Genomic DNA, 26,643 nt, shown 5'->3' with positions numbered 1-26,643 from the left:
GCGAGAGCCCGATTTTGGCCGACCTCCCATGCTGTCACCCCGGCCTTGAGCCGGGGTCCAGTACACTCAGCGTCTGAGACAGAACCGCCAACTCTGCCGCTTACAGGATCCCGGATCTTCGCCCGGGATGACGCCGTGGGACAGGCTCACTTCCAGCGGCGAGCTGACCGCATTAATCGTTGAACGGTTCGACAAGGATCGCTTCGCGTTCCGCCTTGCGGTGCAGCGGGTATGCCCTGTCGCCGTAAAACTTCTGCAGGTCGCGGGGCGAATAGCTTCGTCCCTCGACGATCATGCGCGCGCCGTGCAGGCTCACGGGCGGCACTTCTTCAAGCGCAAATCGGATGGCCTTTGCCGCGCTGGGGAATCGTCGCGATCCCTGCTCGAGCGCAGTCCGCCAGTCGCGGCCCAGATAAAGGGACGCTTCGGCGTTGAAATCTATGGTCTTCATATGTCTTTCTGGCCGCCACTGGACGGCCTCGTCTGAACTGTAGCGGCGCCACGATTATCGGGCAGCCTTGCTACGGTTTTATGATTGTCTGAAATGGCTCGGAAGAGGGCGCTGCCATCAGCGCGTTTCCAGCAAAAGCGACATCACTTTTGCGATTGGGCAGCGCGAAAATCAAATCGCGCACCATCGAGCCTGCACACCATATATACGTTCGCCGCCGGATTTGCAAGGCGGACGTAATGTCCGACTATCGGATGAGAAATACGGCAAAGGCCCCTCACCGGCCTTCCGGCCACCCTCTCCCCAGAGGGGCGAGGGTTTATTTTTGCAGAAGCACTGAAGATAAACACCAGGGTAAGGAAAGCCGCAGCCTGACTCCCTCGCCCCCCCTTTTGGGGGAGAGGGTTGGGGTGAGGGGGCCTTGAGCGCTGGTGGTTCATCTCCCTCCCGGGAAAGCCCCAGCCCTAAACCGCCTCCAGCGCTGCTGCGATGCCCTGGCCGACCCCGATGCACATGGTCACCAGCGCCCGTTTCTTGCCGGTCAGGCTCAGCTCCAGCGCCGCCGTGCCCGCGATGCGCGCGCCCGACATGCCCAGCGGGTGCCCCAGCGCGATCGCGCCGCCATTGGGGTTCACAAAGTCCGCGTCCTCGGCAATCCCCAGTCCACGCAACACCGCGATCCCCTGGCTGGCAAACGCCTCGTTGAGTTCGACAAGGTCGAAATCCTCAGCACCAAGGCCCAGCCGCGCCATCAGCTTTTGCGAAGCGGGCAGGGGCCCGATGCCCATGACGCGGGGCGGGACCCCGGCGGTCGCACCGCCCACGATCCGCGCGATCGGCGTCAGCCCGTATTTTTTCACCCCAGCTTCGGACGCGATGATCAGAGCCGCCGCCCCGTCATTGACCCCGGACGCATTGCCCGCGGTCACCGTGCCGCCCTCTTTCTTGAACGGCGTTGGCAGCTTGGCCAGCGTTTCCAGCGTCGTGGCGCGCGGGTGCTCGTCGGTATCGACGACAACCGGATCGCCCTTGCGCTGTGGAATGGTCACCGCAACGATTTCCTTGGCCAGCCGCCCGTTCTCCTGCGCGGCAGCCGCCTTGTTCTGGCTGCGCACCGCAAAGGCGTCCTGATCTTGGCGGGAAACATGATAATCCTCGGCCACGTTCTCGCCGGTCTCGGGCATGGAATCGACGCCATATTGCGCCTTCATGGCCGGGTTGACGAAGCGCCAGCCGATCGTCGTGTCGTAAATCTCGGCATTGCGCGAAAACGCCGTCTCGGCCTTGGGCATCACGAACGGTGCCCGGCTCATCGATTCCGTGCCGCCCGCGATCATCAAATCCGCCTCGCCCGCCTTGATGGCGCGCGCCGCCGTCAGCACCGCGTCGAGCCCCGACCCGCACAACCGGTTGATGGTCGTGCCGGTCACCGTGACCGGCAGTCCGGCCAGCAGCAGGCTCATGCGCGCCACGTTGCGGTTGTCCTCACCGGCCTGATTGGCATTGCCGAAGATCACGTCCTCGACCGCCTCGAAATCGATCGATGGGTTGCGCTCGACCAGCGCTTTCAGCACCAGTGCCCCAAGGTCGTCGGGCCGCACTTTGCTGAGCGCCCCGCCGAACCGCCCGATGGGCGTGCGGATATAATCGCAGATATAAGCTTCGGTCATCACGCTGCCTTTCCGCCCGCATGGGCGCGCTTGGTGCGTTCGTTGAGATCGCGCAGGGTCGACAGCTCGATTTCGCTCGGGGCAGGGGTCACCTCGAGATTGTCGGCGAACTTCACGGTCCACCCACAGGTCTCCTGCACCATCTCGCGCGTCACCCCCTCATGGAGCGAAACCACGGTAAATTCCTTGGTCACCGGGTCGGGCTTCCAGATCGCCAGATCGGTGATCAAAAGCGTCGGCCCCTTGGTCTTTATCCCCAGTCGCTCGCGGTGATCGCCGCCCTCGCCGTGACCGAACGAGGTGAAAAAGTCGATCTTTTCCACCATCGAGCGCGTCGCCTGCTTGAGCGTGATGTAGATTTCTCCACACGAGGTCGCGATTTCAGGCGCCCCGCCGCCGCCCGGCAGCCGCACCTTGGGGTGGTCGTAATCGCCGATCACCGTGGTGTTGATATTGCCGAATTTGTCGATCTGCGCCGCGCCGAGAAACCCCACGGTGATCTTGCCGCCCTGCAACCAGTAGCGGAACATCTCCGGCACCGCGACGGTGCAGACCGCCGTCTCGCACAATTCGCCATCGCCGATCGAAAGCGGCAGCACATCGGGCGCCGTGCCGATGGTTCCGCTCTCATAGATCAGCGTGATGTCGGGCGCATGGGTCAGCCGCGCCACGTTGCACGCCGCCGACGGCGCCCCGATGCCTACGAAACACACGTCTTTCGAGGACAGCGCCCGCGAGGCGGCAATGGTCATCATTTCTGTTGGGGTAAAATCGCTCATCGTCAAAGCCCCTTCACACGCTCGGCGAACACCTCGGGCGTCGCGTTCAAGACATTCTCGTCCATCCATTTGGCAAACAGGTCGCGGTCGGCCGAAATCTCGTTCCAGGCCAGATAGGCCGCGTTGTCGCGCGCGTAATAGCCGTGAGTGTAGGAGGGATGCGCGCCGCCCTTGACCCTGGCAATCGCAGTCACCGTCCAGTGCGGCAGCACTGTGAGGTTGGGGTGCATGCCGGCAAAGTCGGGCACGATCTCCTCGACCGTCACCACCACCTTTTTGGCGGCCAGCGCCACTTCCTTCTGTACGCCGACGATGCCCTCGATCAGGACATCGCCCTTTTCATTGGCCTTCTGGGCATGGATGAAGGCGACGTCCGGGTTGTGCGCCGGCACCGTCGCCAGTTCTTCTCCCGTATAGGGGCAGGTGATCGACTTGATGTCCGGGTTCACCTTGGGCAGGTCGGCGCCCTTGTAGCCGCGAAACACCGCACAGGGCAGGCCGGCCGCCCCGGCAGCATAGGCGTTGGCCATGGCCGCGTGCGAGTGCTCGACGGTTTTAATGGCGCGTGGATACTGGTTCTCGATGGCGTCCCGCATGCGGCGCAACAGGCCGACGCCGGGATTGCCCGCATAAGAGAAAATGACCTTTTTGGCCATGCCCATGCCGATCATCTGATCGTAGATGATGTCGGGCGTCATGCGGATCAGGGTCAGATCCCTAAACCCCTGCCGGATCGCTTCATGGCCCGCCGCGTGCGGGATCAAATGCGTAAAACCTTCAAAGGCGACCGTATCGCCGTCCTTAAGGTTCTCGCGCACCGCCTGTTCGAGCGGCATGATCTTGCTCATTGATCTCCATCCCGGAAAACAGTTCTATAACCGATGGTGCAATAAATACTGGCAGAGAGGCGCGGTAAAATGATAAATATGGGGAAATATATAACCAAACAGAATATATCGTGTGCCAACCCTCGACCCGCGCATAAAGCTTCGCCATCTCACCTGCTTTGTCGAAACCGACAGGCATGGCGGCGTCGTGCCCGCCGCCGAGGCCCTGGGCCTGTCCCAGCCCGCCATCTCCAAATCGCTGGCCGAGCTTGAAGACATTCTCGGCGTCGCCCTGTTCGATCGCTCGCGGCGCAAGCTGGCGCTGACCGAATTCGGCGCGCTGTTTCTGCGCTACGCCAATGCCGCCATCGCGGCGCTGCGCCAGGGTGTTGAATCCGTGTCGCTCGCCAGCCATGCCGATGCGGTGGTGCGCCTGGGCGCGCTGCCCACCGTCGAGGTCGATGTGGTGCCGCGTGCCGTGGCGCGCTTTGCCATGGGTCCGCTCACCGCCCGCGTGCATGTGGAAAGCGGCCCCAGCCCGCACCTTCTGGGCCTGCTGCGGGCCGGTGGCATCGATCTGGTGGTCGGCCGCATGCCGGCGCCCGAAATCATGGTCGGGCTCAGTTTCGAGCATCTTTATTCCGAGCCGCTGGTTCTCGCAGTTCGCCCCGATCATCCGCTGCTTGAAGAGCCCGAACCCTCCTTGCGCATGGTCGAACCGTTCCCCGCGCTCGTCCCCCCGCGCGGCGCCATCATCCGCCAGACCGTCGAAACAGTACTTCTCGCCGCTGGCATCACTCGCCTGCCGCGCGAGATCGAAACCGTGTCCAATTCGTTCGGCCGCGCCTATGCGCTTTTGAGCGATGCCGTGTGGTTCATCTCCCGCTCGGTGGTCGCCGCCGACCTGCAGAGCGGCGCGCTGGCCACCCTCGATGTCGATATGTCCGCCAGCTACGGCGCCATCGGCATCACCACCCGCGCCGGCGCCGAACTCGACCTGCCCACAACCGCCTTCATTGCCGCGGTTCGCGAGGTGGTCAGCCGACGATAAAACTATTTGGCAAACAGCCCGGCAAAGTCTGCAAAACCCTTTACCTCGATCGGATTGCCCGACGGGTCGGTAAAAAACATGGTCCGCTGTTCGCCCGGTTCGCCCTCGAACCGCACAACCGGTGGAATGTCGAACGCAATCCCGGCGTCCTCGAGGCGAGCGACCAGTGCCTTCCAGTCATCGAGCGGAAGGACCACGCCCAGATGCGGCATCATCACCATGTGATCGCCCACCTTGCCGGTGCGGGTCGTTTTGAACGGCTCGCCCAGGTGCAGCGAAATCTGATGCCCGAAAAAATCGAAATCGACCCAGGTTTCGGTTGAGCGCCCCTCGGCGCATCCCAGCACGCCGCCGTAAAATCGCCGCGCCGCGTCCAGGTCGGTCACGTGATAGGCGAGGTGAAAAACCGATTGAGTCACTCTATCTCCTCTCCATTTTCTAGAAAATCAGCCCCGCACCGCGTTGCGCGGCGAGGTCTGGCCCTGCCGTGCCCGCCGCCGCTCCAGCCGGGCTTTGCGCGCTGTTTGAAAGCCGCTCACCAGCCCGCGCACGATCACGTAAAAGAAGATCCAGCAAAACAGCGCAATCGGCAGGGCGCCGATCATCATGGTCTGAAACAGCGGCAGGATGGCACCCAGATCGAGCGAGAACAGCCCACCCGAAAGCGCCGTGGTGTCCGCATGGCGCATGATGGTCGCCTGATCGTCGGGGAACAGCGCCGCCCGGATCGACGAGCCGAACTGAAAGCTGAGCGAAAAAAACAGCGGGAAGGTGATGGGATTGCCCCATGCGGTTCCGATCGCGGCGGCCAGCATGTTGCCGCGCGTCACGAACGCCAGGATGAATCCGAGGAAGAAATGCACGCCGATCAGCGGGAACACCGACACCGCCGCCCCCGAGGCGACGCCCGCCGCAATGGCGTGCGGGCTTGCCGTCAGCCGCAACACGCGCTTTTGCAGATAGGTCAAATACCGCCTGATCCCCATGCGGGGCCAGACCGCATTTCGCAGCCGCGTCTGCCAGTCCTTTTTGTGCCTGCTGTCTGCCATTTAAGGCCGGTTATCCTCCATATCGGACCAAATGGTAACCCCGATCGGGGCTCGACCGCCAGACAATTGCTAAAGGGTGTGACCGATTTGCGCAGAAGCGGTAAAACAGTCCTCAACGGGCGCCTTTTATGACGAAAACGTCACAATCGCTGTGGCCAAGCCGACCCATGTTCGCTATGGCCAGAGTAAATCCGGCAAGTCTTCCAGGAGCCCCATGTCCAAGTCAGCCATCGACAAGGATCTCAAGCGCGTCCGCCAGTTGCGTGAGGCAACCCAGGACAGCTCCCGCGCCATTGCTGCTCCGGGCCTTGCGCTGGTCTTCCTGCTCGCCGCGCTTGTCTGGGCCGTTTTCGTCGTTTCCTCGGGTCCGCTGAGCTATCTGGTCATTATCGCTACGGTTATCGCCGCCTATATGGCCCTCAACATAGGGGCCAACGACGTCGCCAACAATATGGGACCAGCGGTTGGCGCCAAGGCCCTCACCATGACCGGTGCGCTGGCCATCGCCGCCATCTGCGAGGCGGCAGGCGCCCTGCTTGCCGGTGGCGATGTGGTCAGTACCATCTCCCGCGACATCATCGTGCCCGGCGCCCATCTCGACACCACGACATTCGTACTTGTCATGATGGCCGCCCTGCTGTCCTCGGCGCTCTGGATCAACCTTGCCACCATCATCGGCGCGCCGGTGTCCACCACCCATTCGGTGGTCGGAGGCGTGGTCGGGGCAGGGATCGCCGCCGCCGGCTTTTCCGCCATCATCTGGCCCACAATGGCCAAGATCGCCGCGAGCTGGGTGATCTCGCCCGTCATGGGCGGCGTGCTGGCGGCGGTTTTGCTCACCGTCATCAATTTCACCATCCTGCGCCAGAAGGAAAAGGTGGTCGCCGCCCGCATCTGGGTGCCGGTCCTGATCGCGATAATGGTCGGCATTTTCGCCATGTACATGTCGATGAAGGGCCTTTCGCGCGTCTGGAAGCCGCAGGGTCATATCGTGCTGCTGATCGGGCTTGTTGCCGGGGGGCTGGGCTGGCTTGCCACCCAGCCCTGGGTTCGGGCCCGGACCGAGAGCATGGACAATTCCAACAAGCAGATCGGAACGCTGTTCCGGCTGCCCCTGATCTTTGCGACGGCCCTCTTGTCTTTCGCCCATGGCGCCAATGACGTGGCCAACGCTGTCGGTCCGCTCGCCGCGATCGTATCGGCGGTCCAGAACGGAGATGTCGGTGGGTCGGTCGCCCTGCCGATCTGGGTGCTGGCCATCGGAGCGCTGGGCCTGGCGCTCGGGCTGGCGCTGTTCGGCCCGCGCCTCATCCGCACGGTGGGCGAAAAGATCACCAAGCTCAATGAAATCCGTGGCTATTGCGTTGCGCTTTCGGCCGCCGCAACGGTTCTGGTCGCATCCTCGCTCGGCCTGCCGGTCTCATCGACCCATATCGCGGTGGGCGCGGTGTTCGGTGTGGGCTTTTTGCGTGAGGGCTTTTCCAACCAGGGCATCCGCAACAAGGCCGTCAGCCCCGAAGGCGTGTTCCTGCGCACCGATCACCTCAACCGGACCGCCGAAGAAGCGGTCGCCAACTACCAGAAGCGCCAGCGCCGCTATCTGGTCCGCCGCCAGCACGCCTTTTCCATCGGCGCCGCCTGGATCATCACCGTCCCCGCCGCCGCGCTGCTGGCCGCAGGGATCTTCTGGGGCATGGTGGTGCTGTTCGGGCTTTAGCGTCATCACGCCTAACGGCGCCCAAGATTTACACGGAATTGGCATTGTCCCCATCGCTGCCCCGGCGAAAGCCGGGGCCCATGAGGGCTTCCTCGGCCGCCAGCGACTCGGCACCTGCTGCTGGACCCCGGCTTTCGCCGGGGAAACAGTCGGAGTGGCTGGCGCTTCAAGAGCTGAACGGCCCTAGCCCGTCATGCCTTCTGCGGTGCGCGCCGTGAGACAGAACGAGACGTTTCTCTTTGCGCCAGCGCCAGGGCCACATCGGCCAGACCGTCATGGGTAATCAGCCGCTTGGCTTCGGGCAGAACCGCCCAATGGCGATAGCGCTGTCCCATTTCCTTCCAGTCCGCGCGCTGGTCGGTGACCAGCAGCGGAAACATCTTGACCTCGATGGGCTGGGGCCGCTCCTCGGTCACCGGCAGGAAATATGAGCCGATGGGCGTCGTTTCGATCTCGCCCACCACGCCCGCTTCCTCATAGGCTTCAAGCTCGGCGCTTTCCCAGGGCGTCTTGCCCTCCATCTGGCGGCCCTTGGGGAAAATCCATTTCCCCCGACCGCGCGAGGTGATGAGCAGCACCACGACCTGCCCATCCACGATCTTGTAAGGCAACGCGCCAAATTGCGGCCCCACCGGCTCGGCGGGGGGGCTGGAAAAAAAGCGGGACCAAAGGCGCATGGGCATCGGGGACGACTCCATCCGGAACATGGGGAATCCTAGGCTGATTTGGCTCGTAAGGTCAAAGTACAACGCGAATGGTTGTGAATCGATGCAAGGGGGTTGTGCAGCCCGCTTTCCCCAATGCTAAGATAACTTTGCTCGGCTTGCCCGAGTCCCATCTCGAATCACCAACCAACCCCGGAGCAGGCACAAGGCGATGACCGTCGAAATCGACATGGGCACGACAAAGTCGGCGACGCCCGCAAAGCTCGATCTCGAGGAATTGCTGGCCACCCGGCTGCTGGTGCAGGGCAATTCCGGCTCTGGCAAATCCCATCTTTTGCGGCGCCTGCTCGAACAGAGCGCCCCCTGGGTGCAGCAATGCGTCATCGACCCCGAGGGTGATTTCGTCACCCTGGCCGACAAGTTCGGCCATGTGGTTGTCGAGGCCGACCGCTCCGAGCATGAATTGACCCGCATCGCCGGCCGCATCCGCCAGCACCGGGTCTCGGTCGTGCTCTCGCTCGAAGGGCTGGAAGCCGAAGCCCAGATGCGCGCCGCCGCCGCCTTTTTGGGCGGGCTTTTCGATGCCGACCGCGATTTCTGGTATCCCATGCTGGTCGTTGTCGATGAAGCCCAGCTCTTTGCGCCGTCCTCGGGCGGTGAAGTCTCCGATGAGGCGCGAAAACTCTCGCTCGGCGCCATGACCAACCTCATGTGCCGTGGCAGAAAGCGTGGCCTGGCCGGCGTCATCGCCACCCAGCGGCTGGCCAAGCTGGCCAAGAACGTCGCCGCCGAAGCGTCCAACTTCCTGATGGGCCGCACCTTTCTCGATATCGACATGGCCCGGGCCGGCGATCTTTTGGGCATGGACCGGCGCGGCACCGAAATGTTCCGCGATCTCGAAAAGGGCAATTTCGTCGCGCTCGGCCCCGCGCTCGCCCGCCGCCCGCTGCCCATCCGCATCGGCGCTGTCGAAACCAGCGCCCGCTCCACATCGCCCAAGCTGATGCCGCTGCCTGAAACCGGGGCCGACGCCGCCGATCTGATCTTCACCCCCGGCGCCGAGGAGGAAACCCGCCCCCTCCCGCGCCGTACCGTCCAGCCCGCGCCGCGCCCCACGGCCGATATTCTGGCTCAACTGAGCCAACCCGCCCCCAAGGCGGACCCCGAGCCGGCAAGCCTCTTCCCGGAAATCGACGAAGCCGAGCGGGCCGCCCTGATCGATGCCGTGCTTGCCGAAATTCTCGAAGACCCGGACGCCAGTTTCCGCTCGGTCGCCGTGCTCTATCAGGATTTTCTCGTGCGCTGCCGCATCCGGCGCGTGCCGGGCACCCCGCCCGATCTCAATGATTTCAAGCGCCGTTTCGCCGTGGCCCGCGCCGGGGTCGATACGGCCGCCGCCGAGTCCGGCGTCTGGCAGACCGCTCTCGATCTCGCCCGCACGCTCCCCGAGGATCTGCAGGGCGTGTTCCTCATGGTCGCCCGCGCGGCGGTGGAAAAACTGCCCTGTCCGTCCGATGCCACCTTGGCCCGCGCCTATGGCTCGCACTCGGCCTCCCGGGCCCGGCGGCTCCTGACCTATTTCGAAGATCGCGGCCTGATCGTTTTGCGCGAGGACTTTTCCAACCGCCGCATCGCCGCCTTCCCCGACCTTTCCTGCGAAACCGCCCCCGGCGACGCCAACGCCCCCGCCGAAACCCCCGATGGCAGGGCCGCTGCGGAATAGCCCGGCGTTTCCCAACGCCCCGCCTTTTTGCTCCACGTTCCCCCACGCACCACTGTCATCCCGGGCGAAGACCCGGGATCCAGTACCCCCAGCGCCCGTGATTGCCACGCCAACCGAGTCCATGCTCCTCCGCCAAAATCGGCAATTCTGCGCTTTTAACGAAATCTCCCCTTGCTCGCCCGCCATCCACCGCTAGGTTCAGGCCCATGATCCTTGCACTCGACATCGGCGGCAGCGCCATCAAGGCGGCTTTCGCGCGCGATGCGCACTCCATCGTTCCGATGGGGCGCATCGAAACGCCGCGCAACGATTTTGCCGCCTTCGTTGAAACCCTGCGCGGCATCCTCGCCGCCGCCCCCGAGCGCCCCGACGCCATCTCGATTTCCATCTGCGGAGTCGTCGATATCGAGACCGGCAAAATGATCTGCGCCAACGTGCCTTGCATCGATGGCCGCGTGCTCGATGCCGATCTCTCCCAGGCGCTCGAACTTCCCGTCTCCATCGCCAACGATGCCGATTGTTTCGCCCTGGCCGAAGCCGGGCTCGGCGCGGGGCAGGGGCACGACGTGGTGTTCGGCATCATCCTGGGCACCGGTGTCGGCGGCGGTCTCGTGGTCGAGGGCCGCCTTGCCAACCGGCGGGGCGGGTATGCCGGCGAATGGGGCCACGCCACGATCCTTGCCACCAGTGCAGGCGATCCGCCGCTCGCTATCCCCCATTTCCAGTGCGGCTGTGGCCGCTTGGGGTGCGTCGATACGGTAGGCGGGGCGCGCGGGCTGGAAAAGCTGCACATGCATTTGACCGGCCAGGCCCGCGACAGCCGCGAAATCGTCGTCGGCTGGGCCGGACGCGACGAGGCAGCCAGCCGCACCATAGAGATCTACGTTGAACTGGTCGCCGCTCCGCTGGCCCTTGCGGTCAACATCACCGGCGCGTCGATCGTGCCCGTCGGTGGCGGCATGGCCGGTGCGCCCGGCCTCATCGCGGCGCTCGACAGTGCCGTGCGCGCGTCCATCCTGCGCAAGCTCGACCGCCCTCTGATCGTCCCCGCCCAATGCGCCACCGAACCCGGCCTCGTCGGCGCGGCGCTTCTGGGATTGGACAGGTTCGCCTATGCCTGACCCAACCCTCGAAATCTGCGTCGATGACGCCGCCGGCCTTGCTGCCGCCATATCCGGCGGCGCCGACCGGATCGAGCTGTGCTCATCGCTCGCCGTCGGCGGGCTCACGCCCACCCCGGGGCTGATGGCCCTCGCTGCCACTGCGCCCATCCCCGTTTACGCCATGATCCGCCCGCGCGCCGGCGATTTCGTCTTTTCCGACGACGATGTGACCACCATGGAAACCGACATCGACGCCGCCCGCGCCGCCGGTCTGGCCGGTGTCGTCCTCGGCGCCACCCGGCCCGATGGCACGCTCGACACCGCAATCCTCGAGCGCCTCGTCACCCGCGCCAGCGGCCTTGGACTCACTTTGCACCGCGCCTTCGATCTGGCACCCGATTTCCCCGCGGCCATCGATACCGCCATCGATCTAGGGTTCGAGCGCATCCTCACCTCCGGCGGCGCTCCCAGCGCCATTCATGGCCTTAATGCCCTGCGCATCATCACCGCCCACGCCGCTGGTCGCATCGCCATCATGGCCGGCTCCGGCGTCAACGCGGACAACGCCAAAGCCTTCCTTGCTCTGGGCATTGCCGAGCTTCACGCCTCGGCCAGCCGCCCAATGGAAATCCCTGCCGGTCGCGCCGCCGATCTGGGCTATGTCGCACCGGGCATGAAACGCACCGATTTCGATCTGGTGGCCGCGCTCAGGCGGGCGATGGCGATCGCCTGAATAACCCCACATCCTCCCCACCCCGGTCATCCCGGGCGAAGACCCGGGATCCAGTACCCCCAGAGCCAGCGGTTCGATCTCCAGCATTGCGCACACCCCGCGCGTAACTGTTGGCAATTGCGTGGTGGCGCAATAGCGTGCGGCGATACCTGCGCGAGAACGGTCCCCGATGAAACAAGCGCCATTCCATATCCGCCCCGTGACGCTGTTCATCGTTGCGATGCTTGGCCTTGTTTCGTCACCCGCCACTGCCTGGGAAAATGGCTGCGGCCAGGATGCCGCTTCCATCGTGCAAACCGCCTATCCCGACGGCACCAGAATTTCCGACGCGACCTTCTCGGTCGATGGTGGCACGATCACGCTGCCCGCCGATAGCGTCATCGATTATGCCTCCGACAAGATGGTCTGCCGCATCTGGCCGGCCAATCCCCATTACCGTCTCGTCGCCGTCCCGCTGATCTACGAGCGGACCGGCGATGCAACCGAGGGCGATCTCGACCTTTTCGTTCTCGATACCAAAACACACGCTGTCCGCGCGCGCATCCGTCTGGCCGGTATGATGTCTGACGATGCTGTGCGGATCTATCGCGTGGCGTTCGACACCGCATTCTACCGGCTGGCGCCGGGCCGGGTTGCATTCGGGCTTCGGATCGTTGAGGAGGGAAGTTCACGCGTGAACCCCTTTTTGCTCACCACGCTCTGGCTCTTCGACATGGAAGGGGAAGACCTCGACGCTATCCTCGAAAATGTCATTGTCGATCAACGCGGTGGCGAATGGGACGGCAATTGCGAAGGCGAATTTTACGCAACCACGCGAACGCTCGCCATGGCGCCACAGGCCCATAACGGTGTCGCAGACATCATCGTCTCGACCCGCGCCGAAACCACAATTGCACAAGACCGCAACGGCCGGTGCACCGATACTGTGACGGACACATCGGAGAGCGCCGACCGCTTGATTTTTGACGGCAAACAATACACCGTCCCCGAAGCCATGATGCGCGGCTGGTAGATTCCCCTCTGCCAAATCCCGCCCGTCCTGCTAAACACGCTTCATGCACCCGACAGATCCCTTGCCCATCGACGCCGTTCTCCCCGCGCTCAAATCGGCGCTGGAGGACAAGACACGCGCCGTCCTCGTCGCTCCGCCCGGCGCGGGCAAGACGACCCGCGTGCCCCTGGCTCTGCTCGATGCCCCATGGCGCGGCGATGGCAGGATCGTCATGCTCGAACCGCGTCGCCTCGCCGCCCGTGCCGCCGCCCGCCGCATGGCCCAGACGCTGGGCGAACAGGTCGGCGAAACCGTGGGCTACCGCGTCCGGCTCGATACAAAAATTTCGGCCAGGACCCGCATCGAGGTGGTCACCGAGGGCGTCTTCACCCGCATGGTCCTCGACGATCCCGAGCTGACCGGCATTGCCGCCGTGCTGTTCGACGAATTCCACGAACGCAGCCTCGATGGCGATCTCGGCCTCGCCCTCACCCTCGACGCCACGGCCCTGCGCGAGAATCTGCGCATCCTCGTCATGTCGGCAACGCTCGACGGCGCGGCGGTGGCGACCTTGCTCGGCGATGCCCCGGTCATTGAAAGTCAGGGCCGGGCCTTTCCCGTCGATACCCGCCATATCATTCCTGATGCCAATGCGCGCATCGAACAAACGGTTACTGCCGCAACCCGCCGCGCGCTGGCCGAGGAAACCGGCTCGGTCCTCATCTTCCTTCCCGGTCAGGCCGAAATCCGCCGCACAGCAGAGGCGCTTGGCGCGATCGTTGGCCCCGACACCGATATCGCGCCCCTTTACGGCCAGCTCACCCCGGCCGAACAGGATCGCGCCATCCAGCCCGCCCCGACCGGCCGCCGCAAGATCGTCCTCGCCACCGCCATCGCCCAGACCTCGCTGACCATCGAAGGCGTTCGGATCGTTATCGATTCCGGCCTTTCGCGCCTGCCGGTCTATGAGCCCAACACCGGGCTGACCCGGCTTGAAACCCGCCGCGTTTCCCGCGCCAGCGCCGATCAGCGCCGGGGCCGGGCAGGACGCACCGAACCGGGAGTCTGCTATCGGCTCTGGCACGAAGGCCAGACCCAGAGCCTTCCCCCTTTCGATCCCCCCGAAATTCTCCAGGCCGACCTCACAAGCCTCGTACTCGACCTCGCCAGTTGGGGCGTCATCGATCCCACAACCCTCGCTTTCCTCGATCCCCCTCCGGCCCCCGCATGGTCCGAGGCTGTCGATCTTCTGCAAAATCTCGACGCGCTCGACGCCGCCGGCCGCATCACGCCCCACGGCACGCTCTTGGCCAAACTGCCGCTCCATCCGCGCCTCGGTCACATGGTCGCGCTGGCCGCCACCGAGGGCGCGGCCATGGATGCGGCCCTGCTCGGTGTTCTCTCTGGCGAACCCGGCCTCGACGGCAACGCCATCGATCTCGCCGACCGTTTCGAGCGCCTGCGCCGCGACAATTCCAAACGCGCCAATGAAGCCAAAGCCCTCGCCACGCGCTGGGCAAAAGCCGCCGGCGGGGCAGGGCAGATCACGGGCGCCGACCTCGCCCGCCACCTTGCCCGCGCCTATCCCGACCGCGTCGCGCAATCAACGGGCCCCGGCCGCTTCCGCCTCGCCAATGGCCGTCAGGCCCGCATCGATGAAACCGAGCGCCTGGCGCGCGAAAAATTCCTCGTCATAACCGAAATGACCGGCGCCGCCGCCAGTGCGTACATCCGTGCCGCCATCGCCATCGACCGCGACGGGATCGAGGAGATATTCTCACATCACATCCAGACCGCCACCGAACTGGCGTTCGATCCCGCCGCCCGCGCCGTCCGGGCCCGCCGCCAGCGCCGCCTCGGCGCCCTGCGGCTCGAAGATGGCCCTGCCGCCCTCGATGATCCTGCCGCCGCCGCGCCCATGCTGGCCAAAGGCATCGCGCAGCTCGGCATCGACAAACTTCCCTGGACCCGCGACCAGCGTACCCTGCGCGAGCGCGCCGGTTTCCTCCATCGCACCATGGGCGCCGACTGGCCCGACCTCTCCGATGCGGCGCTGGCCGAAAACGATGCCGCCTGGCTCGTGCCCCACATTTCCGGGCTCTCGCGCCTCGACACCATTACCCCCGATCACCTTGCTGCCGCCCTCTTCGACCTTTTGCCATGGGACAGGCGGGCGCAGATGGAAACGCTGCTGCCCTCGCATTTCGCCGCCCCTTCGGGCAGCAATATCCCCATCGATTATGCCGCTGAAAACGGGCCGGTCCTCGCCGTGCGCGTGCAGGAGCTGTTCGGGCTCGATACCCACCCCGCCATCGCCAATGGCAAGGTGCCGCTGTTGCTCTCGCTGCTCTCCCCCGCCCATCGCCCCATCCAGACCACGCGCGATCTCCCCGGCTTCTGGCGCGGCTCATGGTCCGATGTCGCAAAGGATCTAAAGGGCCGCTACCCCCGGCACTACTGGCCCGACGACCCGCTCTCAGCCCAGGCCACCAATCGCGCCAAGCCCAGAAGCTAGCCCAGGTTATGAAGCGGGAGGCCCTTGCCGCCACCTCTTTCTCGCTGCCCCGGGCTTGACCCGGGGTCCATGAGCGCCGCAACGCCCACCAGTGGTCCGGCAGGGCTGCTAGGTCCCGGATCGAGTCCGGGACAGCGATGGTGGGGGCTAGCTCGCCTTGCGCCAGCTTTGGCTTGTTATGAACTGGGTCACCGCGTCGCCGTCCATGGGGCGGGCGATGGCGTAGCCCTGCAAGGCCGAACAGCCCATATCGGCGAGGATTTTCGCGTGCTCGAAGCTCTCCACACCCTCGGCAATCGCCTCGATGCCCAGCGACGCGCCGATCTCGATGATCGAGCCGACCAGCCGGCGCTGGCCGGGCGAACTGGTGATCGGCATGACCAGTTGCCGGTCGATCTTGAGCCGCGTCGGGCGCAGCTGCAGAAGCGAAACGATCGAAGCATACCCGGTGCCGAAATCGTCGATCTCGATATCGATCCCAAGATCCTTGATCTGGTCGATATTGAACGAGACCAGCGTATCGCGCTCGTCGAGATAGATCGATTCGATCAATTCAAACGAGACGGTCCCCCGCTCGATATCGAGCGCCTTGAGGGTTCCGATCAGCCCTTCGTCGTTGAGCCGCCGCGCCGAGACGTTGACCGAAACACGCGGCACGTCGAGCCCCGCGGCCTTCCACTTCTTGTGCTGGGCCAGCGCCTGTTCGAGGATCAGCTTGTCGATGGCGGCGACCACGTTGAGGTCCTCGGCAATCGCCATGAAGGCATCGGGCGCCAACAGCCCCTTGATCGGATGGTTCCAGCGCGCCAGCGCCTCCATGCCCACGATATCGAGAGTCTTTGCGTCCACCTGCGGCTGGTAGAAGGCGATGAATTCGTTGTTCTCGAGCCCCGCCAGAATGTCGTCGGCGATCCGCTTGGCGGTGACGATTTCGGCCTGCAATTCTTCCGAGAAGAACTCCGCACGGTTCCGCCCGCGTTCCTTTGCCCGATAAAGCGCGATGTCGGCATTGACCAGCACCTGCTTGGCCGGCGTCGTTGAAACATCACCCCCGGCGATCCCGATCGATACGCCGAACCGGCATTCATGGCCCTGATAGGAAACCGGCTTGCGCATCGCGGCGATGATCCGCTCGGCCATCGCGCGCAGTTCGGCGTCCGATTTTTCCCCGATGCACAGGATCACGAATTCATCGCCGCCGATCCGCGCGACGAAATCAGAGGGCCGAACCGAGCCCTTGAGCACCTCGGAGGCATGGATCAGCATGGCGTCACCCGCCGCGTGGCCCAGCGTGTCGTTGATCTGCTTGAAGCGGTCCAGGTCGATATGCTGGATCGAGACATACCCGCCATCGCGCGCGCTGCGCTTGGTGTGCATGTCGAGGATTTCATCGAGATAGCGCCGGTTGGGCAGCCCGGTCAGCGGGTCGTGCATGGCGTTGTGCTCGATGCGCGCCTTGGCGGTTTCGAGCTCGAAATTTTTCGCCTCTGCCTGCGTCTTGGCCCGCATCAGGGCCTCGGACAGCTTGGCGTCGGGCGTTGCGTCCCAATTGACCCCCAGAATGCGCGGAGCGGCGCCCGGGTCCTGATAGACCGAGCCTATGGCCCTGATGTGCCGCGTTTCGCCCTCGGGGGTCATGATCCGATAGTTGGAGAAATACTGGCTGCCTGAACGGATGGATTCGTTGAAGTCACGCTCGGCGCGTTCCAGATCGTCCGGATGCAGCCTGTCGCGCCAATGAGTGTAGTCACGCCCCCCGCCGTCCGGCTCATAGCCGTAAAGCTCGTTCATCCGGTCGTCCCAGGACAGCGCCCCGTTGGAAATGTTCATCTCCCAAACGCCGACCTGCGAGGTGGCCAGTGCCAGCTCCAGCCGGCGCGACAGCCGCGACAATTCGGCCTCGCGCCGCCGCTGTTCGATCATCCGCCGCCGGCGTTCTTCGTTGAGCCGGCCCAAGAGCACGATCGGCACCAGGATCAGCGCCGCCGCCAGCGCCATTCCGATCCGCAACAGGGCCGTATTGGGCGGGCTGGCGCCCCAGCCCTGGCTTGGGATGGCCGAGATGATCCAGTTTCCCGACGGCAGCAAGACTTCCGCGCGTACCGGATCGCTTTCCAGCACCGCGGCGTCGCCATAGAAGACGGCCTCGTTGTCGGCCTGCCCGTCGCGACCGGAAATGGCGATGGAGATATCGCTTGCTATCGTGTCAAGGCCGCTGTCGGCATAGAGCTTGTCGGCATCGATCACCGCTGAAACGATGCCCCAGAAGCGCTCCTCGCCCGCAGCGTTGTCGTAATAGACCGGGTACCGCCCGATAAAGCCGCGCCCGCCCTGCACCAGATGCACCGGCCCGGCCAGAACGATTTCCCGCGTGTCCCGCGCCTGCATCGCCGCATCGCGTTGTTCGGCATTGTTTCGGTAGTCGAGCCCCAGCGCCGCTTCGTTTCCGGCCACCGGATAGACCATGCGCACCACGAAATCGGGCGCCGCCGCGATATTGCTGATCTGGCTGCTTTGGTCGAACAGGTAAGCGGCAAGCCGGGAAAACCGCCTCTGTCCCATATAGGGTTCGGTGGTGATCGCGCCGACAAGGCCGTGGATCAGTTGCAGGTTGGAGTTGACGTTCCCCTCGAGCCGGGCCCGCACCAAGCCGAGCTTGTCGAGCACCATGGCGCGCTGGGATTGCGCAAAGATCTCCCGGTTCTGATACTCGGCAAATCCCATCGCCACGGTGATCACGATGACGGCCATCAACGCAGGTATGTTGCTGGCGCGTACGAGCACCCGCCCCAATTGTTTCAACCTGCTTTGAATCGTGCCTGCCAAAGTGCCTTGCCCCCCGCACCGACGTTTTCGCTACGGGAAACTGTTACGGCCAAGGGCTTAACACGCCCTTTAAACGCCATCGTTTGCTGACTTTCCAGGCGATCGGCGGGCAAGGCCAGCAAGACCGTAACAACCCCCAACACCTCACCCGACGTCATCCCGGCCTTTGAGCCGGGATCCAGTACACTCAGCGTCGACGGCTCCATCTCGGACGCTGAGCATACAGGCCCCCGGCCCAAAGGCCGGGTTGACAAATGGTGGGTTTGGCGGGTCGGAGCCTCCCGCATAAATGCCGGTTCAGCCTCACGCCCCAAGCAGCCATTCGTGCTCGGGCTGATTGTGAAACTTCCAGGTTCTGTGCGGCCCGGCCATCACATTGAGATAGTAAAGATCATACCCGTGGATCGCCGCGCAGGGGTGATACCCCTTGGGCACCAGTGTGGTCACACCGTCCTCGATCAGTAGAGTTTCATCGAGCGAGCGGTCGTCGGTATAGACCCGCTGGAAGGCGAAACCCTGATGGGGGTTGAGCCGGTGATAATAGGTTTCCTCGAGATAGGATTCTTCCGGCAATGCGTCCCGGTCGTGCTTGTGCGGCGGATAGGACGATGTGTGCCCGCCCGGCGTTATCACCTCGACCACCAGAAGGCTGTCGGCCACTCCGTCGGTTTCGGGCAGGATGTTGGTGACATGACGCACATTGGTGCCCTTGCCGCGCACCTCCTGGCTCATGGCATCGGGCGAGATGACGGTCACGGCGCGCTCGGTCAGGGCAGGGGCCGAACACACCGCCAGCTCCAGATCGGTCTCGGCCGTCACCGACCAGTCGCTATTGCCCGGCACATAGACAGCCGCCGGCTTGCCGTCGAACGGGCTCTTTCGCCCGCCCATCGTGCCCAGCGCCTCTCCGCCCGCACTGACCCGGCCTGAGCCGGAAACGAAAACCAGACAGACCTCCCGGTCTCCCGTGACGTCCGAAACGCTCTCCCCGGCTCCGAGCTTGTGCAACGCAAACCCCACATACCGCCACCCGGCGCTCTGCGGTGTTATGTCGATAAGTTTGCCACTGTCCCCCGATGGCTTGACGAGCAGTTCAGACATGTTGCTTTCCTTTTCTCTTTGCCGGCCCCCAGCCTCTCAACGCCCCGCCGTCCAAAAATTCATCGTCATCCCGGACTTGATCCGGGACCCGGTAACCGGCAGCGCTCGCGGCTCCTGCCGCCGCCTCTCCTCCCGTCACTGCCCCGGCAACCCCGGCGGCCAGATTTCCCGCCGGCCCGCTCCCTCTCCTTTGGGGCAAAGGGTTGGGGTGAGAGGCCCCTTCCGAGCCGGCAATTGGCCTAAGCCGCCACCTCGAACCCGGCCCGCTCCAACTCACCGCGCAAATGGCCATACCCCATTTTCGCATAGGTCAGCGGATGGGCCTTTTCGGGATCCTGTTCGGCCTCGACAACCACCCAGCCCTCATAGCCCTTGAGCGCGGCAAACACAGAGGAAAAGTCGATCAGTCCGTCACCGGGCACGGTATAGACCCCGGCCAGCACCGATTTGAGAAAGCTCCAGTCCTCCGAGTTCGATTTCAGCATCACATCGGCCCGCACGTCCTTGGTGTGCACATGCGCGATGCGGGAGAAATGGTTGCGCGCCACCCGCGCCGGGTCGCCCCCGCCCCAGGTCACGTGCCCCGTATCGAGCAGCAGATGCACAGCATCGCCCGTTGAAGCCATCAGCCGGTCGATCTCGGCTTCGGTCTGGACGATCGTTCCCATGTGGTGGTGATAGACAAGATCGAGCCCGTAAGCCTGCTTCAGCTTCAGGGCGAATGCCGTCAGCCGCATCCCGAACCGGGCCCAGACGTCATGAGGCAATACCGGACGCTCCGACAGCGGCGTTTCCATCTGCCCGTGGATAGCGTTCGATGTCTCGCACACGATCATCACAGTGCAGCCCATGTCAGCCAGCAGGCTCGCATGCGCCGCAGCCGCCTCGATCTCGGCATTCTCGTCGCGAACCAGAAGCTCGGTCGAATACCACCCCGAAACCAGCCGATGCCCATGCGCATCGAGCACGGGCCGCAGCGCCTCGGTCTGGCGCGGAAACTTGTTGCCCAGCTCCATCCCGGTAAACCCGGCCTCCCTGGCCTCGGCCAGACACACCTCCAGCGGCGTCTCCCCGCCAATCTCGATCATGTCGTCATTGGACCACCCGATAGGGTTCGCACCGATCCGGATCATTTTTCCTCGTTCTTTCCGTTCATCTCAAAGGCCCCACCCGCCGCTTTGCGGCGACCTCTCCCCCAGAGGGAGAGGTGGAACTGGGCTCCATTTTCGTATCCTGAAGCAGAGCGTCTGCGCCAGGCTTACCTCTCCCTTGGGGGAGAGGTCGGCGCGAATGCGCCGGGTGAGGGGGCCTTTCTGCCCTTCACCAGATCCGCTGTCCCTTTATCCGCTCCTCATACTCCGCCCGCTTCGCGCGCACATCTGCCCGCTCGCTCACTTCCGGCACTGCAACGTCCCACCAGTGCCCGCCGGCTTCGGTGGTCACCAGCGGATCGGTATCGATCACAACGACATTGACCCCGCCGCGCTTCCGCGCCTCGGCCAGCGCCGCCTCCAGTTCGGAAATCCCCGCGACCTTTTGCGCATGCGCACCCAAGGCGCTTGCGTGCCCGGTAAAATCGATCTCGGGCATTGCATCCTTGTGCACGTCTTCAAACAGATTGTTGAAGTTCTCGCCCCCGGTCGCCATCTGCAGCCGGTTGATGCAGCCGAACCCGCGATTGTCGAGCACCACCACGGTCAGCCGCAGCCCCATCATCACGGCGGTCGAAAGCTCTGAATTGGCCATTATGTAGCTGCCGTCCCCGACCATGACCACCACTTCATCCGCCGGCCGCGCCAGCTTGACCCCCAGCCCGCCGGCAATCTCGTATCCCATTGTCGAATAACCGTATTCGAGGTGATACCGCCCCGGTTCTTCCGGCTTCCAGAGCTTGTGCAGCTCACCGGGCAGTCCCCCCGCCGCACATACGACAATCGCCTCGCCCATCATCCTTTGGGTCGCCCCGATCACCTGCGCATCCGAGGGCAGGGCCGCGTTGGTTGCCGCTGTCGCGGCCTCTGCCTCGCCCAGCCATTTGCGCTTCCGCTCTTCAGCTTCGCCCCGCCAGCCCTCCGGCGCCCGCCAGGGGCCCAATTCTTCGCCGAGCATGTCCAGCCCGACCCGCGCATCGGCCAGCAGCGGCATTGCCCCATGCTTGCCCGCATCGACGGACGCCACATTGAGCGCCACGAACTTTGCGTCGGGGTTCTCAAACAGCGCCCATGATCCCGTGGTGAAATCGGCCAGCCGCGTCCCCACGGCCACGATCACATCGGCCTTTTCCGCCAGCCCGTTGGCCGCGCTTGTCCCGGTCACGCCCACCGATCCCATATTGAGCGGGTGCGAATGAGGCAGGGCCGATTTCCCCGCCTGCGTTTCCATCACCGGCATATCGTGGGCGTCGGCAAACCGCTCCAACGCATCGCTGGCCCCTGAATAGAGCACCCCGCCACCGGCAATCAGAACCGGCTGTTTGGCGCCTTTGATCGCCGCAACGGCTCGCGCCAACTCGTCGGCATCGGGCCGCACCCGGCGCTGGGTGTGCACAGTCTCGGCAAAAAAGCGGGCCGGATAATCATAGGCCTCCGCTTGAGTATCCTGACACAGTGCCAGCGTCACCGGTCCGCAATCGGCCGGATCGATCAGAACCTGCATCGCCCGCCGCAGCGCCGGCATGATCTGTTCGGGCCGCGTGATGCGGTCGAAATAGCGCGACACGGGTTTAAAGCAATCATTGGCCGACACCGTCCCGTCGGCAAAATCCTCGACCTGCTGCAGCACAGGGTCGGGCCGCCGGTTGGCAAACACATCGCCAGGCAGAAACAGCACGGGCAACCGGTTCACATGCGCCAGCGCCGCCGCCGTCACCATGTTGGTCGCCCCCGGCCCGACCGAGCTGGTGCACGCCATCATCCGGCGCCGGAAGCTGGCCTTGGCGAAAGCGATCGCCGCATGGGCCATGCCCTGTTCGTTATGGGCGCGATAGGTCGGCAGTTTCTCGCGCACACCATAAAGCGCCTCACCCATTCCTGCGACATTGCCATGCCCGAAGATCGCCCACACCCCGCCGAACAGTGGCACGCGTTCGCCATCGATCTCGGTCATTTGCGCCGCCAGAAATCGCGCAACGGCCTGCGCCATGGTCAGCCTGATCGTTTCGCTCATTGCCCGCGCACCTCCCATGCATCCACCAGCGCCCCGAACCGCTCGGCCATATCGGCAATCGCCTCGGCGTCGTCCATCTTTCCAGCCAACCATTTTTCCGCAGCGTCGGCAAAGATCGTCCGCCCCACGGCAAATCCTTTGACCGTTTTCGATTCTGCCGTTGCCCTGAACGCTGCCTCGAGCTCATCGGCGGGCGCGTCCAGCCCCAACAGCACAACGCCGCGACACCAGGGATCGTTGGCGGCAATCGTCTCGTCGATCAGCGCCCAGGCGCCAGCGTCGGCCTGCGGCTCGAGCTTCCACCAGTCGGGCTTGATCCCCGCCGAATAGAGCTCGGTCAATACCCGCGGCACGATATCGGCCTCCATTGGCCCGTTCTTGCCGGCAATGATCTCGATCAGCACCTCGCGCCCCACCCGCCGCGCCGCGTCGTAGAGCGTGCCGAGCTTTTCGATCTGTTCGAGCCGCATGTCGTCGGCGTCGTCGGGATGGAAAAACGCCAGGCACTTGATGGTATGGTCGACCGGCCATTCGATCAGCCGGCTTCCCATGTCCTGGGAAAACTCGAACTTCAGCGGCCGCGATCCCGGCAATTCCACCGGCCGTCCGATCCAGAAGTTCGGCACTTTGGCTGCCGCGAACAGCGCCGCGCGGCCGTACTTCTCATCGAGCAGCATCCCGAACCCGTCGCGCCCATCGGCCACTTTGGCCGCCGCCTCGACAGCGAGCAGCTTGAACGCGCCAATCCTGTCGCGGTCGGCTCCGAGCTTTTCCGCCATCTCCTCGAACTGGCTCCGATGGTCGATGGCCAGCGCCTTAAGGGTCGGATAGTCCCGCCGCCGCCCGGTCGTGGCCCAGTGAATATGGTTGATCGCCGCGTCCCGGCGCAACGCCTTGTGCGTGCTGCCATGCTTGAGGAAATGACTCAATTCCTCAAAGCTGGGAATTTCCGGCGAACACAGCAGCCGTGACACCGCAAACGCCCCGCAGGCATTGGCCCAGGTCGCACACGTCTCCAGCTTCTCCCCGCGCAGCCACCCGCGCAAGAACCCGCTCATGAACGCGTCTCCGGCGCCGAGCGTATTGTAAACCTCGATGGGAAATCCTTCGCCCACGATCCCGTCTTCGATGCTCTCTGGGATCGGCCCGTCATAGACGATGCAACCCATGGGGCCGCGCTTCAGGACGATCACGGCGGAGGAGACCTGTCTGATCGTCCTGAGCGCGGCATCCAGATCGGCCTCCCCCGAGCCGATCAGGATCTCTTCCTCGGTGCCCACGACAAGATCGCAATGGGGGAGCACCGATTTCAGCCGTTCGGAAACCGTATGGGATCGGATATAGCGCTCTTCGCCCGCTCCATGCCCGGCCAGGCCCCACAGGTTGGGCCGGAAATCGATGTCGAAGATCACCTTGGCGCCATAGCCCTTGGCAAAGGTCATGGCGATCTTTTGCGCCGCCGAGGTATGGGGCCGCGAAAAATGCGTCCCCGTCACCAGCACCGACCGGGTGCGCGCAATGAAATCCTCGGAAATATCGCCCTCGGTCAGCGCCATGTCGGCGCAGTCCTCGCGATAAAAGATCAGCGGAAACCGCTTGTCGTCCTCGACACCCAAAATGGCCAGCGCCGTCAGCCTGTCCTTGTCGGTGATGATCCCTTCGGTCGAGGCGCCCTCGCGCGCCATCTGTTCTGTGATGAACCGCCCGAAGGCCTCATCGCCCACCCGACCCAGCCAGGCCGAAGCCAGCCCCAGCCGTGCCGTGCCGATGGCGATATTGGCCGGACATCCGCCCACCGATTTGGCAAAACTGGTTGCGTCCTCGAGCCGGGCGCCGATCTGCTGGCCGTACAAGTCCACCGAAGCGCGCCCGATGGTGATGACGTCCAGCGTCTTCTCCCTCTCTTCCATGGCGCACCGGCCTCCCTCAATCAGCACTCGAGACGATTATTCGCCGCCCTTCTAGAGCGAGATCATGAAAAGTCGGAGACTTTTCCGGTTCGATCTCGCGACAGAAACAGGACTTGGAGCGGCCGGCCCGATTCAATCGGGATCGGTCAAGCTCTAGTCAGGTTCGATTGAAACATCAATTCCGAAAAACTGTCAATTCGGAATATATGTTCCATTTTGTCGATTGCATTCGGAGGGCGCATGCGGCAGAAAACGTCTGTCCATTGGCCGTGGCATGCAAGTGCACCGAGGGTACAATGGGCGTCACCACAAGGCGAGACCTGAGCACGGGAGAGAGTTCATGCTGCGTTTCGGAATTCTGGGGGCCGGCCGCATCGGCAATGTCCATGCCCGCGCCATAGCATCATCGGGCCGCGCCAGGGTGGCCTATATCGCCGACGCCATGGCCGATGCCGCTGAAAGACTGGCGGGTGTTGTCGGGGCAAAAACCGCTCCGGTCGAGGACATTATCGCCTCATCCGATGTCGATGCCATCCTCATCGCCACCCCCACCGATACCCATGCCGACCTGATTGAACTAGCCGCAAAGGCGGGCAAGGCCATCCTGTGCGAAAAGCCGGTCTCGCTCTCGGTCGAACGGATAAAGGCCTGCCTGCAAGTGGTCGAAAAAGCCGGCGTTCCTTTGATGATCGGCTTTCATCGCCGCTACGATCCCAACTTCGCCTTCCTCGAAAAACGCCTGCGGTCGGGCGAAATCGGCGATCCCGAAATCATCACCATCACCTGCCGCGATCCGTCCGCGCCCCCCGTCTCCTATATCGAGCGCTCGGGCGGTCTTTACCGCGATATGATGATCCACGATTTCGACATGGCCCGCTTCCTTTTGGGCGATGAAGAACCGGTCACCGTTCACGCCCTTGGCGGCGTTTTGACCGATCCGGAAATCGGCAAGGCCGGCGATATCGACACCGCCAGCGTCCAGATGCAGACCGCCTCGGGCAAGATCGTCGTCATCACCAATTCCCGCCGCGCCACCTATGGTCACGACCAGCGCATCGAAGTGCATGGCTCAAAAGGTCTGTTGCGCGCCGCCAACATCCACGACACCACCGTCGAACTCGCCAACCAAAACGGCTGGACCGAAGACAAGATCCCCTTTTCCTTCGTCGAGCGCTACCAGGCGGCCTATACCGCCGAGATCGAAAAATTCCTCGATTTTCTCGAAAAAGGCGAAGCCCCCCGAGCGTCCGGTCATGACGGGCTGATGGCCCAGAAACTGGCCGAAGCCGCCAGCGAAAGTCTCAAAACCGGGCAGGTGATCAAGGTCAAATAAAGGGCGCGACAACAAAAAGGGCGGCCGCAGGAGCGCGGTCAGAAAAAGTTGCAGACTTTTTCGGTTCGATCGCGTGACACTAAAAAGGAGCGCGGTCAGAAAAAGTTGCAGACTTTTTCGGTTCGAATCGCGTGACACTAAAAAAGGAGCGCGGTCAGAAAAAGTTGCAGACTTTTTCGGTTCGATCGCGTGATACTAAAAAGGGCGACCCGCCGGGCCGCCCTTCAGTATCGCTCATCCGATTTTAGCGGAAGATATAGACGATTTCCCGGCTGGCCGGGTCGATCAGAACCGGCTGGCCATTGATATAGACATATTCGTACTCATAGTCGGGAATGGCCTGAACCGTCACGGTCTCGGGCACCTGGGCGCCAACCACCACTTCGCCTTCAAGATAGACCGGTTCCATGGGATTGGAGGTCACATAGGTGCGTGCGCTTTCCGGCGGGTCGACAACCACACCGGCCGTTGCACCCAGCCCGGCGCCGATAGCAGCGCCAACAGGGCCGCCAACCAGCGCACCGGCAATCGCGCCGCCGGCCGCGCCGGTCACCGTCGAATTGGCAGTGGTGGAGGGCTCGGCAACGCCGACCAGTTCGGGCGGACGTTCGGTCAGAACGATCGCTTCGCCCTCAGACTGCGCCTGAACGGTCAGGTAATCGGAATAGGCATAGCCCACCGTGCCGTTATAGTCGATTTCGCACCACATGGAATCCGCAACGCAACCCGTCACCGTGGCACTGTCACCCGAGGCGATCACGTCTATGGCCTCGAACTGGGGTCCCGGACCCGAGCGAATGTTGAGGTCGGTGGTGGCTGTCGCGGTGGCAGTCTGGGCCAGCGCGGTGCCGGTCATCAAAAGCCCGGCTGTTGTGGCCAGCACTGTTTTTGCAAGAGCATTTTTCATTGTTAGTCTCCGTTGGTTTGACGGCTGCACTTTTCTCGAAATCGGCAGATTGGCCGTTCCCGAAAAAAGCCAGCTTCGTTTCCCCGCGGTGACCGAACGAAGTTCGTCCCGCTTCGTTCCACATGGC

21 protein-coding genes are annotated in these 26,643 nt (G+C 63.8%); 8 read left to right on the top strand and 13 right to left on the bottom strand.

The features are described from left to right. Nucleotides 1-172: 172 nt before the first annotated feature. The 4 genes from OF122_RS17030 to OF122_RS17015 form a co-directional block, all read right to left on the bottom strand. On the bottom strand, nucleotides 173-451 hold the full coding sequence (locus OF122_RS17030) for a hypothetical protein (RefSeq protein ID WP_264225374.1): 279 nt from the start codon (nucleotides 449-451) through the stop codon (nucleotides 173-175). Between the two features lie 464 nt (nucleotides 452-915). Next, on the bottom strand, nucleotides 916-2,121 hold the full coding sequence (gene pcaF, locus OF122_RS17025) for a 3-oxoadipyl-CoA thiolase (RefSeq protein ID WP_264225373.1): 1,206 nt from the start codon (nucleotides 2,119-2,121) through the stop codon (nucleotides 916-918). Next, nucleotides 2,121-2,900 carry a CoA-transferase subunit beta gene (locus OF122_RS17020; RefSeq protein ID WP_264225372.1) on the bottom strand — a complete coding sequence of 260 codons (780 nt, stop codon included), beginning with the start codon at nucleotides 2,898-2,900 and terminating at the stop codon, nucleotides 2,121-2,123. The genes pcaF and OF122_RS17020 overlap by 1 nt, the downstream gene beginning before the upstream one ends. 2 nt (nucleotides 2,901-2,902) lie before the next feature. Beyond that, the gene (locus OF122_RS17015; RefSeq protein ID WP_264225371.1) at nucleotides 2,903-3,748 is read right to left on the bottom strand and encodes a CoA transferase subunit A; all 846 of its coding nucleotides are present in this window, start codon (nucleotides 3,746-3,748) and stop codon (nucleotides 2,903-2,905) included. Nucleotides 3,749-3,860: 112 nt separating this feature from the next. Here OF122_RS17015 and pcaQ point away from each other — a divergent pair, with 112 nt between their 5' ends. After that, on the top strand, nucleotides 3,861-4,778 hold the full coding sequence (gene pcaQ / locus OF122_RS17010) for a pca operon transcription factor PcaQ (RefSeq protein ID WP_264225370.1): 918 nt from the start codon (nucleotides 3,861-3,863) through the stop codon (nucleotides 4,776-4,778). Between the two features lie 2 nt (nucleotides 4,779-4,780). Here pcaQ and OF122_RS17005 read toward each other — a convergent pair whose 3' ends face one another. Together OF122_RS17005 and OF122_RS17000 are read right to left on the bottom strand one after the other, a co-directional pair. Beyond that, complete coding sequence (locus OF122_RS17005; RefSeq protein WP_264225369.1) at nucleotides 4,781-5,197, bottom strand: VOC family protein; 417 nt, start codon at nucleotides 5,195-5,197, stop codon at nucleotides 4,781-4,783. Between the two features lie 27 nt (nucleotides 5,198-5,224). Continuing rightward, nucleotides 5,225-5,827 (bottom strand): DUF2062 domain-containing protein, encoded by a 603-nt coding sequence (locus tag OF122_RS17000; protein WP_264225368.1) that lies wholly within the window; start codon nucleotides 5,825-5,827, stop codon nucleotides 5,225-5,227. Between the two features lie 214 nt (nucleotides 5,828-6,041). On the opposite strand from OF122_RS17000, the gene OF122_RS16995 reads away from it, so the two are divergent. Then, on the top strand, nucleotides 6,042-7,544 hold the full coding sequence (locus OF122_RS16995) for an inorganic phosphate transporter (protein ID WP_264225367.1): 1,503 nt from the start codon (nucleotides 6,042-6,044) through the stop codon (nucleotides 7,542-7,544). A 191-nt stretch (nucleotides 7,545-7,735) separates the two neighbouring features. Here the strand turns inward: OF122_RS16995 and OF122_RS16990 are convergent, their stop codons facing one another. After that, nucleotides 7,736-8,227 (bottom strand): NUDIX hydrolase, encoded by a 492-nt coding sequence (locus OF122_RS16990; RefSeq protein WP_264225366.1) that lies wholly within the window; start codon nucleotides 8,225-8,227, stop codon nucleotides 7,736-7,738. A gap of 193 nt (nucleotides 8,228-8,420) precedes the next feature. Between OF122_RS16990 and OF122_RS16985 the strand changes: the two genes are divergently transcribed. From OF122_RS16985 to hrpB, 5 genes are all read left to right on the top strand, one after another. Then, nucleotides 8,421-9,932, top strand: a complete 1,512-nt coding sequence (locus OF122_RS16985; protein WP_264225365.1) for an ATP-binding protein — start codon at nucleotides 8,421-8,423, stop codon at nucleotides 9,930-9,932. A 206-nt stretch (nucleotides 9,933-10,138) separates the two neighbouring features. Beyond that, nucleotides 10,139-11,053 carry an ROK family protein gene (locus OF122_RS16980; RefSeq protein WP_264225364.1) on the top strand — a complete coding sequence of 305 codons (915 nt, stop codon included), beginning with the start codon at nucleotides 10,139-10,141 and terminating at the stop codon, nucleotides 11,051-11,053. Then, nucleotides 11,046-11,768, top strand: coding sequence for a copper homeostasis protein CutC (locus OF122_RS16975; RefSeq protein WP_264225363.1), 723 nt, complete (start codon nucleotides 11,046-11,048; stop codon nucleotides 11,766-11,768). The genes OF122_RS16980 and OF122_RS16975 overlap by 8 nt, the downstream gene beginning before the upstream one ends. Nucleotides 11,769-11,937: 169 nt before the next feature. Then, nucleotides 11,938-12,780 (top strand): PA3715 family protein, encoded by an 843-nt coding sequence (locus OF122_RS16970; RefSeq protein WP_264225362.1) that lies wholly within the window; start codon nucleotides 11,938-11,940, stop codon nucleotides 12,778-12,780. Between the two features lie 43 nt (nucleotides 12,781-12,823). Next, the gene (gene hrpB, locus OF122_RS16965) at nucleotides 12,824-15,274 is read left to right on the top strand and encodes an ATP-dependent helicase HrpB (protein WP_264225361.1); all 2,451 of its coding nucleotides are present in this window, start codon (nucleotides 12,824-12,826) and stop codon (nucleotides 15,272-15,274) included. Nucleotides 15,275-15,421: 147 nt separating this feature from the next. Here hrpB and OF122_RS16960 read toward each other — a convergent pair whose 3' ends face one another. The 5 genes from OF122_RS16960 to OF122_RS16940 form a co-directional block, all read right to left on the bottom strand. Continuing rightward, nucleotides 15,422-18,025 (bottom strand): bifunctional diguanylate cyclase/phosphodiesterase, encoded by a 2,604-nt coding sequence (locus OF122_RS16960; protein WP_264225360.1) that lies wholly within the window; start codon nucleotides 18,023-18,025, stop codon nucleotides 15,422-15,424. A 378-nt stretch (nucleotides 18,026-18,403) separates the two neighbouring features. Beyond that, nucleotides 18,404-19,201, bottom strand: a complete 798-nt coding sequence (gene iolB, locus OF122_RS16955; RefSeq protein WP_264225359.1) for a 5-deoxy-glucuronate isomerase — start codon at nucleotides 19,199-19,201, stop codon at nucleotides 18,404-18,406. Between the two features lie 239 nt (nucleotides 19,202-19,440). Further along, the gene (iolE, locus tag OF122_RS16950; protein WP_264225358.1) at nucleotides 19,441-20,334 is read right to left on the bottom strand and encodes a myo-inosose-2 dehydratase; all 894 of its coding nucleotides are present in this window, start codon (nucleotides 20,332-20,334) and stop codon (nucleotides 19,441-19,443) included. A gap of 187 nt (nucleotides 20,335-20,521) precedes the next feature. Then, complete coding sequence (gene iolD / locus OF122_RS16945) at nucleotides 20,522-22,366, bottom strand: 3D-(3,5/4)-trihydroxycyclohexane-1,2-dione acylhydrolase (decyclizing) (protein ID WP_264225357.1); 1,845 nt, start codon at nucleotides 22,364-22,366, stop codon at nucleotides 20,522-20,524. After that, on the bottom strand, nucleotides 22,363-24,276 hold the full coding sequence (locus OF122_RS16940) for a bifunctional 5-dehydro-2-deoxygluconokinase/5-dehydro-2-deoxyphosphogluconate aldolase (protein WP_264225356.1): 1,914 nt from the start codon (nucleotides 24,274-24,276) through the stop codon (nucleotides 22,363-22,365). Before OF122_RS16940 ends, iolD begins: the two co-directional genes overlap by 4 nt. A gap of 340 nt (nucleotides 24,277-24,616) precedes the next feature. Here OF122_RS16940 and iolG point away from each other — a divergent pair, with 340 nt between their 5' ends. Beyond that, entirely contained in the window at nucleotides 24,617-25,609 is a 993-nt protein-coding gene (gene iolG, locus OF122_RS16935) for an inositol 2-dehydrogenase (protein WP_264225355.1), read from the top strand. Nucleotides 25,610-25,853: 244 nt separating this feature from the next. On the opposite strand, the gene OF122_RS16930 is transcribed toward iolG, so the two are convergent. Further along, a complete protein-coding gene (locus tag OF122_RS16930) occupies nucleotides 25,854-26,516 on the bottom strand; it encodes a DUF1236 domain-containing protein (RefSeq protein WP_264225354.1) in 663 nt (220 codons plus the stop codon). Between the last annotated feature and the right edge of the window lie 127 nt (nucleotides 26,517-26,643).

Source organism: Pelagibacterium flavum (assembly GCF_025854335.1).
GTDB classification, from domain to species: Bacteria; Pseudomonadota; Alphaproteobacteria; order Rhizobiales; family Devosiaceae; genus Pelagibacterium; species Pelagibacterium flavum.
Note: the sequence above shows the minus strand (reverse complement) of the source record. Positions and strands in the feature narration are given on the sequence as shown.